The sequence below is a fragment of the Flammeovirga pacifica genome (assembly GCF_000807855.2).
Taxonomy (GTDB): Bacteria; Bacteroidota; Bacteroidia; order Cytophagales; family Flammeovirgaceae; genus Flammeovirga; species Flammeovirga pacifica.
The window spans coordinates 1,145,733-1,159,786 of record NZ_JRYR02000001.1; the positions used below are offsets into that span (position 1 = coordinate 1,145,733).

The window sequence follows — 14,054 nt, forward strand, 5'->3', positions numbered from 1 at the left end:
CTAATATTTTTATTGTCTGATATAAACTCTTATCGTTTGACCTGGATGAATTACATCTGACTTTAACTCACTTAACTTTTTAATATCTTCTGGCTGGATATCATATTTATTTGAAATTGAACCCAAACTTTCTCCTACTAATATTTTGTGATTAAAGAAAAAAGCTGGAACCTTCAATTTTACCTTTTCCCCTGTTTTAAAAGAATAATCAATTAAATAATTTTCTCCTTTTTCATTCAAGAGATTCTTTTCTGGTATTTTATATCTATTGGCAATCGCTGTAACAGATTCACCTGCTTGTGCAACATACCATGTGGTAAAATTCCCTTTTTCGTTATCTTTTATATTAGAGATCTGGCCCATCACGTTTGTCTTAATTTGATCTAACCTTTTTGTCTGTTCAGGACTAAAAGTATGTACTCTTAAAGACTGATCAATTTGAGAAACAACACCATCTAGCGTTTTAATAGCATGATCATAATTTTTTAAATCCCCTATATTTTTTAATACATCTGATTCAATTTTATTGAAAAGCTCGTTATTGGTATTTTCTACAACATCTTCGTCAATCACTTCAGTAGGTGTTGTAATGTCATCTGTTCCATCAGAAGATATATTTGATAAACCACCTATGATTACAGTAAACAATACCCCTAAAACAAAAGAAAATGAACCAATAATAGAGTAACGTATTTTGTTCTTTTTCGACAATCCCTTTTTACGGTTCTGTGATGGTTTTTTTCTAATTAATCGGCTTTTATCTTCAGAAGATATGGGAGTTTCATTAGTCTCATTTACTGTTTGTATTACTTCCTCTTTATTTCGTTTATCGAGTTCTTCTTGAAGCATACTCACTCTTTTCTCAGCATTAGTAATCCCAATTTCTTCTGCTCTTTGGAAAAACTTTAATGCTTGTCTTTTATTTTCAAAAGTACCCATACCTTTTTCACACATATCTCCTAAAAGATAAAGCATATCACCATCCAATAATATATCATCGGCATAGTCATAAGCTATTGCTTTAAAGGTTTCATCATATAAACCTTGTTTGTAAAGGTTTTTGATATCTAATAGTTTTTGGGTTCTATCTAAAGATGGCAATTTTAAAACTTTAAGTAATTTCACTTCAAGTTCCTTCAATTGATCTTCATCCTTTTCTTCTATAATCTGATGAACTGTCTCAACAACCTCTTCTCTGAAATTATCAAGCATTCTAACTTTATATTGAACAGACCCAAAAACATATGTATCTGGAGTACTTTCCTCTTCTTCATCTTCAAAAGACAAGGTAGCCCCTACTTCATAATCATCAGAAGGATCTTCCTGAACTACTCTTGGAGATAAGTCAGATATTATGACTACTTCATCTTCATCATTTAATTTACCAAAATATACTTTGCAACGATCGCCTATTACTATAGGAGTTTCTCTGTTAAATTGGTAGTGATCTTGAAGTTCTTGTATCGTCATTGTAATTAGAGATAAAAGTTGTTCTTTAGAGATTTGCTTCTCTTTTCTATATGAAATAAAAAATAATTAATATTCTAATTTAAACATTAATCATAAAGAAAGAAATAATAAATCAGCATTAAAATAATTTAATTTAATCTATATATAACTAAGAGATATCATTAAGTCTTGTCTATCAAATTTGTAAGATTAAAAACGTAAGGAAATCGAATAGATTTAAACCTATTTAATAAAAAAATGAAGAAACAGAATATTACAATCTAAAAACTACTAGCTTTGCTCAACATTCAATTTATAACTTTCAGAAAATGCTATCTAGCAAATCAAAATATTACTTCTTTCTTATTTTCACCACATTTATTTGGGGAATTAATTTTCATGTATCTCAAATAGCTTTGGCTCATGTTAGTGCAATGCTAGCGGGTACTTATCGATATATTTTAGGAGCACTTCTCCTTGGGGCTTTTATGTTGATAAAAAAACCAAAGAAAGAGGACATTATCAATAGTACTAAATATTGGAAACACATTATATTTTTGGGCATCACCGGTGCTTTTTTATATAACATCCTTTTCTTAGAAGGATTAAAACATACTACTGCTTTTAATGGTGTATTAATTATTGGTTTAACTCCCTTAAACACTGCCTTGATTTCAATTCCTATGTTGGGACATCGATTAAAAAGAAAAGAAGGCATCAGTATCCTCTTAGGTTTTGTGGGTATTCTATTTGTTATTTCTAAAGGAAATTTAGAAACGATCCAATCGTTATCCTTCTCAAAAGGAGATGTATTGATTTTAGGAGCCAATCTTAGCTTTTCTTTTGGAAATGTATTTATTAAAAAATATCTAGGTCACATCTCTCCACTATGGTTAACCAACCTTGTAACGTGGGTAGCTTGTATCAGTTTCTGTATTTATAGCGTTGGCTTTGAAACTTTTGTATTCCCTTTAGAAAGAGATTTCTTGCTTGCTGTATTTTTCATGGGGGCCTTATCCACAGCTATTTGTGGTGCCTTTTGGTTTATTTCAATTAAAGAATTAGGTGCTGAAACGAGCACTCTATTTACTAATTTAGTTCCTGTTTTTGGTACAACAGCTTCTTTTCTATTGGGAGAAGATATCACCGTTGGTCAAGTATTCGGTGGTATTTTAGTCATCACTGCACTTCTTATAAATAGTGTTCAGTGGAAGAAAAAGAAAACTATAGGGGCTGCTTCTTTGTAAGAGCAATCTTTTCCTCTTCTTGAATAAGTATATTTTCGGGTAATTGTTGGATAAAATCTTGTACAATCATTTGATAACATTCATCATATGAATAACGTGCAGAAAGAACCAACAACACCTCTTCCTCATTATTTTTCATTAATAGTGCTATAGGTGATGGCCGACCTAGTTTAAAAGAATCAGCATTGAATTGATAATTTTGAATACGAGTCTGTATTTCTATGTTCTTAATAATTGAGTCGTTTTGAACATTAAATTTAAAACTCTTCGTCACTATGGAATCCATTTGATAAAGAATATCATCATAAATTAACTGATAAGCCTTTCGTTTAGCTGCTGAAAAAGACATATCATTTACTTCCAGAATACTAACTAAATATTTTGGGTAACTTTTTTCATCAATTTCATATTTTGATATATACGTTTCAATCACTTGTTCTGATAGAGTTTGATCGCCAGGCAGTTCCAAGTACCCTACTTTATTAAGTATTTTAATGTACTTTTTAGCTTCTTTGATTGCTTTCGATCTTAGTTCTTTATTGGTCAGCTTCTTTTCTTTCTTTTTAAATTGAGCTATTGATGTAGTACTAATACATAGTAATAAAATAAAAAAACTAACAAGAATAGATTTGAAATAAAGTGTCATGAAAATATTTTTATAATTTTCTCTAAATTAGTGAATCAAATATTTTTTATACTATACTCTAAGCTAAATGATGGCAAATAGACATAAACTATTCCTTTCTTTAATTTTCATGGCTATACCTTTTTTTAATGTCTGTCAAGCACAAAAGTTAAAAAAAATTAGTGGTAAGGTGACTGAACCTATCAATGAAAATATAAGTATCAAAGAATTTAAACAAGAATTAAAAATGAAAGCCCAGATTCAAGCATTGGCAGATGAATTTGGAACTCTTATTAATTCTAATTCTGATCTGACTTTAAATAACCAAGGTACCACTGTAAATATGCTTAGTTCTTCGAATGTAAAAGGAGAATGGGTCAAAACGACTGAAATTAGCTTCAAATGGTTTCTTGAGGAAGTAGAAGAAAAACAAAAAGTTTATCTTTCTTGTGAAATAAAAGGTAAAGCAAGAGAAATCACGAAAAGTAAAGTTGATTTAGATGCTCAGCTATTAAAGTGTTCAAATACCAATTTATGTATCACTCAAAAATTTAAAGAAGGTGAGAGTTTGTACTTATCTGTAAAGACACCAATAGATGGGTATTTAAGTATTTTCATGAGAGAAGAAGGAACAGTATATCGTCTTCTACCTTATTCAAACTTAAGTGGTAATCAAAATAGTTGTATTAAAATAGAAGCCGATAAAGAATACGTTTTATTTGATGATGATAATGAAAAAGCCATTAATACTATACAAAAAAGATACATTGATGAGCTCCAATTATCAACAATGGGGAAAGACAAATTATTTAATCGTTTATATGTTGTTTTTAGTACTTCAAAGTACGATAAACCAATATTAAATACTGATAATGGTATTAAAACTCTTTCACCAGAAAGTTTTCAAGAGTGGATTTCAAATAATAAACTTTCTGATGAAAACTTTCAAGATCAAGTGATATACTTTACTGTAGAACAATAAAAAAAGCCTCCTCAAAAAGGAGACTTTTACATGAATCGTTAAAAGTTGATACCAAATTTTGTATAAAAGTATGCACCATTAAATCCCATTTGAACAGGGTCCCAATACCCACCTGTTTCAGTTGACAAGGGGTCTTGTTTAGATGGATACACATTAAATATATTGTTTCCTCCTAGGGTCCATTTTAACTTAGGAGTAAAAGAGTAAGTCATTGCAATATCAGTTGTCATTCTGCTTCCATAATGATCAATACCGCCATCCCAATCCATTAATTCTACAGAAGAAAAATGATTTAGACGAATCATTGATGAAAGCTTTTTATAACTATGATTTAAAGAGAAATTAAATTTTGTATTTGGTGCTGAAGCAAGCAAAAACATTTGTTCTCTTTCTCCAAAGTAAATATCTTCTTTTCCAGCTAGTTTTTCATTGGTAGTAATATCTCCCAATTCCATTCTATTGATATTACCCGCAATAGAAGTAGTGAAAGTATGTAAGTTTATATGATGTGTATAAGCCAATACTACATCTAAACCTACAGTTCTCGTATCTAAAGCATTTGTAAAGAATTGTGCTGCACTAACATTTAGTTTCTTCAGCTCATCTCCAATATCAGGATCGTCGTCAGTAAATGCTCCTGTTAAAACAATTCTGTCGTCAATGGCTACATAATAACCGTCCACCGTTAAAGATAACCCATCTAGTAAATTAGCTGTAAAACCTAAACTTGCATTAAATGCTTTCTCTTGTTTTAATTCAGGCATTCCTAATGCTTTTGCTAATTCACTATCATTTGGAGCAATTACTTTTTCCATCGTTTCCCCACCAACTACATCAGTAAAAATTGAACTGTAATGCTTTTGAGCTAAAGAAGGTGCTCTAAAACCTGTACTTACTGCACCTCTAATCGCAAAAGCCTTAGAAAACTCATATCTTGAAGCAATTTTACCATTAAAAGTTCCACCAAAATCAGAATAGTTTTCATATCTACCAGCTACAGCAATCATCCACTTATCCGTAATATCAGTTTCTACATCTAAATAGAATGCGATATTCGTTCTATGTGCATCTATTTCATTTTTTGGTCTAAAACCTGGAAAACCTTGAGCACCTCCAGGTACTTGTCCGTTAGAATAGTCTTTATAAGATCCTTCTTCACCTGCTCCAATACCATAAGTGTCTATTCTAAATTCTGATCCAAAAGCAACGTTTAATCCATTAAGAAAACCACTATAGAATTTAGAGGCACCTAATCCTGTTACATTTTGAGATAAATAATGTTTACCAGAATAAAATGATGTTGGTGAATTAACTCCAAGAGACGCATTTAATGTTTGATCTACAGAATACTTAAACTCATTATGACCAAATGTATTGTTAAGATCAACCTTCCACCCTTTCAATTCAGTTTTAACACCAGCACTTAAAGAGTAATCAGTTATATCAGAGATAATATTCGGATCAAAACCATTAGGATAAATTTCCGGAATATTTCTATCATCATCCGCTTCACGCGTCCATGCATATGATTCTCCATGTCTGAAACTTGCTCCACCAAAAGCATATACTTCTGTCTTATCCGCAATTGGCATGGCCGCGTTTACAAATCCTCCATAACCAGTTGATAATGCATCTCCAACATACGTTCTAAACACTTCTTGATTCTGAGGAACTCTGTTTGTTCTTCCTCTATGTTGATATTGACCTGTTACGTTAATAAAACCGCCCTCACCTAATTCAGTTCCGTAGTTTACATCAACGTTAGCTGTTTCGCCATCTCCTTCTGAATTGATACCAGTTCCAAGGTTTACTGCTACTCCATCTGTATTCTTTTTAAGTACTAAATTGATCACACCTGCAATAGCATCTGAACCATATTGAGCGGAGGCTCCATCTCTAAGAATTTCGATTCTTTCAATGGCTGCCATAGGAATAGCATTTAAATCTGTACCTGTATTTCCTCTACCTCTTGTTCCAATTAAGTTAACTAAAGAAGATTGATGTCTTCTTTTTCCATTGATAAGCACCAAAGTTTGATCTGGTCCTAAACCTCTTAAAGTGGCAGGATCTACGTGATCTGACCCATCTGCACCTGACTGTCTTTGAGCGTTAAATGATGGAGCAACATATTGTAATAGTTGGTTCATATCTAATTGACCTGTTGCAGAGGTCACATTTTCTAAGTCAATTACATCAATCGCTACAGGAGTTTCAGTCACGGTTCTATTTTGAGATCTTGTACCCACAATTTCAATCGCTTCTAATTCTTGTGCTTCTAACTCAAGCTTTATTGAAGAAGGTAAATCTTTTGCTTTCATTTCTATTGTTTGATATCCTATATATCGGATAACCACTATAGACTCTTCATCAACAGAGAATTGGTATTTCCCTGAAAATGTAGTAGTTGTACCATGTGATGAATTTGCTTTTTCAAATATCATCACTCCAGGGATCCCTTCACCGCTTTCATCGGTGATCAACCCTGAAATATTTATCTCTTTAGCATATACAACGCTATTTAATAAAAGAATAGATAATAGTGTGATTAGATGTCTCATTAATAAAATTGTACTTTAGGTATATTCATCTGATGATGATAGTAAAGATGTAGTGATGATTTTTAGATTTACAAGTACCGAGACATCAAAGTTTAAAAATTAAGAAGCATTTGCAATACCACCTAATTATAGTGTATTTATAAAAAACAAGGTGTTCAAAAATTAACACTCTAATAAAAGCGTTAATTTTTGAACACCCACATTAAAATACAACTACTTGTTAAATAATAACTAAAATTGCACTATTCCAATATTTAACTTAAACCTGATAAATATCCTGTAGTCCAAGCAGCTTGAAAATTGAATCCACCTGTTATACCATCAATGTCTAAAACTTCTCCAGCGAAATGTAAGTTTTTGACTTTTTTACTTTCCATAGTCTTAACATCGACATCAGTTAGTGCTATTCCACCACAGGTCACAAATTCTTCTTTGAATTTAGTCGTCCCATTTACTTGATATTTATCTGCTAAAAGAACTTCCACAATTCTATTCAATTCTTTTTTACTAAGATCTAACCAAAGCTTAGTTTCTGGAATCTCTAATCTTTGGATAATATAATCCCATAATCTTTGAGGTAATTCAAATGGGTTATTATTCTTAATTTGCTTTTTCTTCAAAGCTACCTTTTGATCTGCAACAAATACCCTCAACTCTTGATCCGATTTCTTATTATACCAAGAAACTAGGATTTCAAATTGATAATTTCTTTCATAAAGCATTCTTGCTCCCCATGCAGAAGTTCTTAGAATAGCAGGACCACTTAATCCCCAATGGGTAATTAGTAACGGACCTTCCTCACTAAGTTTTTTTTCTCCAACTACTCTAACTTTTGCATTATTAACCGACAACCCCATTAATTTAGTTAATGGCTTATGATTGATTTTAAAAGTAAATAGTGAAGGAACAGGATCTTCTATGGCATGACCTAACTTTTTCAGCCAATCAAAGCTTTCTTTTTTAGGTAACCCACCTACAGTTACAATTACCTTATCAAATATTTCTTCTTGATCTTTAAATGATAACTCTATTCTACCATCTTCTAGCGGGGATAGTTTTAAGACTTCTCGACTAAGGTGTAGACTGACATTGTTTTTCTTAGCTTCTGCTGTAAGACAATCTATGATGGTCTGAGAATCGTCGGTTTCTGGAAACATTCTTCCATCATCTTCCGCCTTAATTTTCACCCCTCTTTCTTTAAACCATTCTACAGTATGTTCTCCATTGAAACGTCCGAACGCTTTTTTTAGAAATCTTTCACCTCGCGGATAATTTTTTGATAATTTCACCGGATTAAATACCACGTTAGTGACATTACATCGACCACCACCCGATATTTTCACCTTGCCTAACACCTTAGATGTTTTTTCGAAAAGGTGAACTTCATTGTCATTATTATTTGCAGCAGTAATTGCAGAAAAATAACCTGCAGCTCCGCCTCCTATTACAGCAATCTTCATAATTTAAATATAAAAAATAAGAGCATGTTTACTTCGTTTTTGTAAACATGCTCTTAAAATATCATCTATTTTTATTTAATCTTTCTTAGATCTAACCGTCATAAATACAGCAACACCTAATAGAATCCAACATAAGTAACCTGCAATTCTAGAGATACCTCCACCAATTACATACGATTGAGGATCAAAATCGAAAGTAATTTCATGTGTACCAGCAGGAACTTGAAGTCCTCTTAAAACATAATTAGCACACACTATGTCTACTTTCTCCCCATCAATTTTGGCTACCCAACCTGCAGGATAATATACTTCTGAGAATACCGCAAAACCACCGTTTTGACTAGTAGATGTATATTTCAATCTTCTTTGATTAAATTCTACTAACTCTACTTTATCAGATCCACTTGCAGAAGTTTTTATTTCTTGCGGGAATCTTGACACATTCACCACTGCCTGCTTAGAAGGATCAATAGTTGATAAAGCTTCCATTTCTTCATTAGGAGAATTTACTTTTTCAATATGTTCTATAAACCATGCATGACCTAAGGCATTTTGATTTCTCACAACTGCTTGTTTAGTATCACCTAGTATAGCATATTTCATGTTCAACATATTCAATGCAGGAGTCTCTCTAATTTGTAAAGTATCTCCTTTTTGAACTGAATTAGCAAAAACTTGAATCTCTTTCGTCAATTCTCTCTCTACCAAATCTTGATATCTCCTCAATTTCGCAGGATAGTACCCACCAATCGATTTGTGGAAATAAGATGTTTGTGCTTCATTAAATATATTTCCTGTAAGATTAAGTACTCTGTAATCAGGATCTTTATCCGTCAAAATATATTTATCTGCAGCTGTTGGAATATGAGTTTGTTTATTGGTAGCTACTTTAAAAGAATCATTATTGATATATCTTTTTGCAACACTCCAAACATCACCTAAGGTAAGTACCCCTACTATAGTTAGTGCTAACCATAGTTTTATTTTGTTTTTAGAATAGAGGTAAAAAGCGGCACAGGCCAATACAATTAAGAACAAAGATCTAATAACATCATCTCTTATGATAGATATCCTCTCTGCTTCTAAAGCTTTTGTTAGTCCACCTATAACATTGGCATCATTTGTACCAAACATTTGTTGGAATATCATTGCATCTCTTTCTCCAGAAACATCCATAAAACCAGCTCCTAACCACATTAGTAGTAACAAACCACCTGTTACGCCTGTAGCTTTAAGGGCAGATTTTTGAGTTTTTTCATCCCATCCATCCTTAATAATTTTATTAAAACCTAAAGCGGCTCCCAATGCCATTACAACACATCCAATACCTAAGGCCATTGCAGGTGTTCTAAATTTATTCATTCCTGGAAGGATATCGAATAAAGTATAATTGAACCATTGCAAATGTTTACCCCATGCAAAGAATAATGCCATTAATAAACTACTAATTAACCATATTCTATCTCTTCTATCTAAGACAAATAAAGCCAATATAAACAGGAAAGAAAGGATTGCACCTTGATAGATTGGACCTCCTGTGAATGGCTGTTCTCCAAAATACAACGGCAACTTAAAGTTTTTATCTGCGACTATTCTATCTGCTTGTGCTTTACCTGCCAAGCGCGTTAATTCTTTGGCTAATGGACCGTCCTTAGAAATATTTTCTTGACTACTACCTCCATAAAAATTAGGAGCCATTAAAGTCAAAGATTCCATTTTACCTTCAGACCAACTGAAAGCATAATCTTTATCTAAGCCTTCTTCTGTATAGTTTTTTTCTTGCCCTGGAGCAGCAGACAATTCTTTTTTACCTCTAATTGAATATTCAGAATATTCTTTAGTGGTCCAAACTCTCCATAACTGTGTCGAAGCACCTAAAGAAGCTGCCAATAAACCAATTGGAACAACTCTAGTTAAAAAGACTTTAATTTCTCCATTCTTGAATGAATAATATAGCTCTGAAATACCATACATTAGACAAACAAAAATAAGGTAATATGTGATTTGATAATGTGATGCTCTTAACTCAACACACACACCAAAAGCTAATAATGCTGCACCAAGCCACCATTTTTTATCAAAAAGCAACCTCATTCCCCCTAATACAAGAGCGGAGTAAGCAATAGCATTTAATTTTGTGATATGCCCTGCCTCTAATGAAGTCACGAAAAACGTATTGAACGCAAAAGCAGCTGACACAAAGAAACCTACCCAAGGATTCACCCTAAAACACATCAATCCTATCCATAAGCAAAGCATTAATGAAAATACTACCATTGGACTTTCGTAAGAAGAATACAAACCAAGGTTAGTCAGTAAATACATGTAATGCGTTGAATCACCACTTAAACTTGAAAAAAGTAATTCGGGCATACCAGAAAACATAGCTGTATTCCAAAGAGCAGGTTCACCAGTTTTCTTTACTTCTTCTTGAGAAGCATGCGACATTCCTTCGAAATGAATTAAATCACTTTGATTAAGAGATTTCCCGTCAAAAAATTCGGGACTAAAATAGATGAGTGTAAGAATAAAAAAACAAGGAATTATTAGAGCCCAGTTATATTTCTTTAAGATGTTCTTGTCCATTAATTTTTTAGTTTTGCTTAGGATTCGGCAGTAATATCACTTTCGATTCTTCAATTTTGAAAAATCTCACTTTAATTTTTAGCATCCAAACTAAGCTATCATAATTTTTTCTAATTCTTTCAATAGTTGGTTAGCTTGGTGTTTTTCTTCGAAAAGTTCCACGGCCTCTTTTCGAATCTTTTCTCTATCAAATTGTTTAGGGTAATCCAACCAATTTTGAATTGCACTAGCTAATGCTTGATGTGATAGCTCGTCAATCAGATAACCATTCTTGTCATTAATAACTTCTTGCATTCCACCTCTTCTATAGGACATAACAGGTGTACCACAATAAAGGCTTTCCAACATCACATTTGGTAAATTATCCTCACGACTAGGTAAAATAAAAAGATCTGAGGCTGAGTAAGCATATGACATCTCTTCGACAGTATTTAATCTACCCACTGCTTTTAATTTATCAGACTTAAACAAATCTTTATCATAATCACCTACAACTAATATACTTACATCATTAGGGAGGTTACATATTTTTAAGGCATCAATTAATAAAGTAGCTCCTTTTCTAGTATTAGAAATCCTTTCACTCACAAACAATAATACTTTATTATTTTCGGGCAATCCAAATCTAGATCTAGCCTCTTTCTGCTGGTGAATTTGTACTTTATCTGTCGATAAACCATATCTCATTAGCTTATGAGGTTGATTTCCCAACAACTCTGATTTTTTAGAAAGATCAAGTAACCATTGAGAAGGAGCCATCACAGTTAAGTTAGTATGTGATAACGCCTTTTTCTTCAAATCATAAAATACCTTATCTACTTTTGTAAATTTTTTAAACCTATCATGATCTTCAAAATAATGGAAACCACCCTGAAATGGATTCATATCATGAAGAAACCAAACCACCTTTTTATTTATATTTTTAAAAAATGTAGGATAATCTATAAAATTGGCTACCCAATGGAGAATAACAATATCAGCTTCTTGAACTATTGGATGATTTTCTAAACGATATAAACTTAATGGAGATGAAAAACCTTCACAATTATCATCCTCATTATAATAATGAGGAAGTATTCTTAAGTTTTTATACAGTGTAGATACTCTTCTAAAATGAATGGATTTCCCATAGGGAAAAATAAGGTTTGATTCATTTCCCTCGTCTCTACATAGTACTTTTGAATCAATATTTAATTTTAATAAGCCTTCATGAAATCTTATGGCTGCATTGGCTGCCCCTCCTCTAGGATACGTTGATATATGAACTACTTTCATTATTTCTTTTCGAGATTTATTACGTTTTCTAAAGTATCAAAAGGATAACAATCGATCCATGAGTCTTTTGATAAATTTATTATTGTTTGATTCCCCCCTTTCAATTGTTTAGCAAAATACTCGTATAATTTGAATTGATTTAATTGTGATTCAAATTGTTCAACAGAATTCCCCCAAGAATTTTTGTCAGAAGCATTCTTTCTTATATCCTCTTTTTTTGTATCATAAAAGTGATTTATAGACGCTTTTTTAAAGTCCCTCATTATAGTTGAATCACATCCCAATAAATATATTTTCTCATATCCCAAATAAAGTAAATAAGGAATCATCATTTGTGGCCCAGTTACTGGTGGAATAATTGGTTTTGTAATATCAAGGAACTTATCAGTATGTCTTGAAAAGTATAAATACTTTATATCCCTATTTGGAAATACTTCAAAAGGGCTAAAGTATTCCAAGTTTTTATGACCGGTGACAATGATGGTATTTTCAGGTAGAATTTCATCTGATTTCTTTAACCAATCTTTATAGTTTTCTAAAACTAAAGGTTTATGATATGGTGCAAAAAAATGGGCAATAGGATTAATTTCCTTTATACTTTTATGTAGAAACGCATTACTAATTGTATAACAATCTTCTCCTTTTAAAAGATTTAAATCTTCTAACTTTAGGGATGGCCCTGTCGCTATTAAAAAACATCTTTTACCTTTTTTTGTGTTCTTTAACAAACTATTCTCCTCTATTAAATCTTTTTGTTTGAACTTTTTAAATTGATAAGAAGAAAAATGTTCAAAAAACTTGTTTGAAAACACCGGTGGAAGGAGGTCCTTTAAGGTTTTCTCTAACCCTACTTTATCCATTATTGATAAGATCTATCTGAATTTCAATCACTTCACTACACTTAATAATCATCACTTTTTTTGTAGATTAAAAATCCTTTTAAAAGTCATAAAGATAGTGTAGTTTTGATTACTAATTTATCCCGTAAAAATATGGTAAATAATTACAAGAAACCACAAGTAATCGCTGAAATTGGTTGTAACCATAAGGGCGATATGAATATCGCTAAGGAATTAATTCAACTAGCAAAATTTTGTAATGCTGATGTTGCAAAGTTTCAGAAAAGAAATAATAAAGAACTTCTTACAGAAGAACAATATAATGCCCCTCATCCAAATCCTCATAATTCTTATGGAGACACATACGGTGCTCATAGAGAATATTTAGAGTTAGATTTAGATCAACATAGAGAATTAAAGAACTACTGTGAGAATTTAGATATCATCTATTCAACTTCTGTTTGGGATGTTACTTCTGCTGAAGAGATAATACAACTTGAACCAGTTTTGATTAAAGTACCTTCTGCCTGCAATAATAATTTTGATATGCTAAAAGTACTAAGAGATGAATATAATGGTGAAGTACATTTATCTTTTGGCATGACTAACCAAGCTGAAGAGAAAGAAATCATTTCTTTTTTTGAAGAAAAAAACCAAGCTAAAGACCGACTTGTTATTTATTCTTGTACTTCAGGCTATCCTGTTCCTTTTGAAGATGTTTGCTTATTGGAAATTAGCCGATTAAAAGACAATTATCAAGATAGAGTTAAAGAAATTGGTTTTTCTGGCCATCATTTGGGGATTGCTATTGATAATGCGGCCTATGCGATTGGTGCTACATGGGTAGAAAGACATTTCACAAAAGATCGTACTTGGAAAGGGACTGATCATGCTGCTTCTTTAGAACCTACAGGTCTTCAAAAGTTATGTAGAGATTTAAAAGCCACTTATAAAGCTTTAAACTACAAATCTTCTGAAATATTGGAAATTGAGCAAGTTCAAAGAGATAAATTAAAATATAGAAAGGCTTAGA

10 protein-coding genes are annotated in these 14,054 nt (G+C 32.1%); 3 read left to right on the plus strand and 7 right to left on the minus strand.

From position 1 onward, the window contains the following. Positions 1-9: 9 nt before the first annotated feature. The gene (locus NH26_RS04635; protein WP_044222223.1) at positions 10-1,470 is read right to left on the minus strand and encodes a LysM peptidoglycan-binding domain-containing protein; all 1,461 of its coding nucleotides are present in this window, start codon (positions 1,468-1,470) and stop codon (positions 10-12) included. A gap of 308 nt (positions 1,471-1,778) precedes the next feature. Here NH26_RS04635 and NH26_RS04640 point away from each other — a divergent pair, with 308 nt between their 5' ends. Continuing rightward, complete coding sequence (locus NH26_RS04640; RefSeq protein WP_044222227.1) at positions 1,779-2,696, plus strand: DMT family transporter; 918 nt, start codon at positions 1,779-1,781, stop codon at positions 2,694-2,696. Here NH26_RS04640 and NH26_RS04645 read toward each other — a convergent pair. Continuing rightward, entirely contained in the window at positions 2,674-3,342 is a 669-nt protein-coding gene (locus NH26_RS04645; RefSeq protein ID WP_044222229.1) for a hypothetical protein, read from the minus strand. The two genes, NH26_RS04640 and NH26_RS04645, sit on opposite strands and share 23 nt — an antisense overlap. Before the next feature lie 109 nt (positions 3,343-3,451). On the opposite strand from NH26_RS04645, the gene NH26_RS04650 reads away from it, so the two are divergent. Next, positions 3,452-4,303: a hypothetical protein gene (locus NH26_RS04650; protein ID WP_158021886.1), complete on the plus strand. Its 852-nt coding sequence runs from the start codon at positions 3,452-3,454 to the stop codon at positions 4,301-4,303. Positions 4,304-4,341: 38 nt separating this feature from the next. Here the strand turns inward: NH26_RS04650 and NH26_RS04655 are convergent, their stop codons facing one another. The 5 genes from NH26_RS04655 to NH26_RS04675 all read right to left on the minus strand — a co-directional run bounded on the left by NH26_RS04655 (position 4,342) and on the right by NH26_RS04675 (position 13,042). Beyond that, the gene (locus tag NH26_RS04655; RefSeq protein ID WP_044222235.1) at positions 4,342-6,861 is read right to left on the minus strand and encodes a TonB-dependent receptor; all 2,520 of its coding nucleotides are present in this window, start codon (positions 6,859-6,861) and stop codon (positions 4,342-4,344) included. A 254-nt stretch (positions 6,862-7,115) separates the two neighbouring features. After that, positions 7,116-8,321: a BaiN/RdsA family NAD(P)/FAD-dependent oxidoreductase gene (locus NH26_RS04660; RefSeq protein WP_044222238.1), complete on the minus strand. Its 1,206-nt coding sequence runs from the start codon at positions 8,319-8,321 to the stop codon at positions 7,116-7,118. A 75-nt stretch (positions 8,322-8,396) separates the two neighbouring features. Continuing rightward, complete coding sequence (locus tag NH26_RS04665) at positions 8,397-10,907, minus strand: YfhO family protein (RefSeq protein WP_052431949.1); 2,511 nt, start codon at positions 10,905-10,907, stop codon at positions 8,397-8,399. A gap of 90 nt (positions 10,908-10,997) precedes the next feature. Next, positions 10,998-12,182, minus strand: coding sequence for a glycosyltransferase (locus NH26_RS04670; protein WP_044222241.1), 1,185 nt, complete (start codon positions 12,180-12,182; stop codon positions 10,998-11,000). Beyond that, positions 12,182-13,042 carry a hypothetical protein gene (locus NH26_RS04675; protein ID WP_044222243.1) on the minus strand — a complete coding sequence of 287 codons (861 nt, stop codon included), beginning with the start codon at positions 13,040-13,042 and terminating at the stop codon, positions 12,182-12,184. The genes NH26_RS04670 and NH26_RS04675 overlap by 1 nt, the downstream gene beginning before the upstream one ends. A 132-nt stretch (positions 13,043-13,174) precedes the next feature. Between NH26_RS04675 and NH26_RS04680 the strand changes: the two genes are divergently transcribed. After that, positions 13,175-14,053, plus strand: coding sequence for an N-acetylneuraminate synthase family protein (locus NH26_RS04680; protein WP_044222246.1), 879 nt, complete (start codon positions 13,175-13,177; stop codon positions 14,051-14,053). Position 14,054: the final 1 nt, after the last annotated feature.

Bases quoted from the DNA above. Each gene is read 5' to 3' on its own strand.
- NH26_RS04675 (WP_044222243.1), bottom strand. From the start codon at position 13,042: ATGGATAAAGTAGGGTTAGAGAAAACCTTAAAGGACCTCCTTCCACCG.
- NH26_RS04645 (WP_044222229.1), bottom strand. From the start codon at position 3,342: ATGACACTTTATTTCAAATCTATTCTTGTTAGTTTTTTTATTTTATTA.
- NH26_RS04650 (WP_158021886.1), top strand. From the start codon at position 3,452: ATGGCTATACCTTTTTTTAATGTCTGTCAAGCACAAAAGTTAAAAAAA.
- NH26_RS04640 (WP_044222227.1), top strand. From the start codon at position 1,779: ATGCTATCTAGCAAATCAAAATATTACTTCTTTCTTATTTTCACCACA.
- NH26_RS04680 (WP_044222246.1), top strand. From the start codon at position 13,175: ATGGTAAATAATTACAAGAAACCACAAGTAATCGCTGAAATTGGTTGT.
- NH26_RS04665 (WP_052431949.1), bottom strand. From the start codon at position 10,907: ATGGACAAGAACATCTTAAAGAAATATAACTGGGCTCTAATAATTCCT.
- NH26_RS04655 (WP_044222235.1), bottom strand. From the start codon at position 6,861: ATGAGACATCTAATCACACTATTATCTATTCTTTTATTAAATAGCGTT.
- NH26_RS04660 (WP_044222238.1), bottom strand. From the start codon at position 8,321: ATGAAGATTGCTGTAATAGGAGGCGGAGCTGCAGGTTATTTTTCTGCA.
- NH26_RS04635 (WP_044222223.1), bottom strand. From the start codon at position 1,470: ATGACGATACAAGAACTTCAAGATCACTACCAATTTAACAGAGAAACT.
- NH26_RS04670 (WP_044222241.1), bottom strand. From the start codon at position 12,182: ATGAAAGTAGTTCATATATCAACGTATCCTAGAGGAGGGGCAGCCAAT.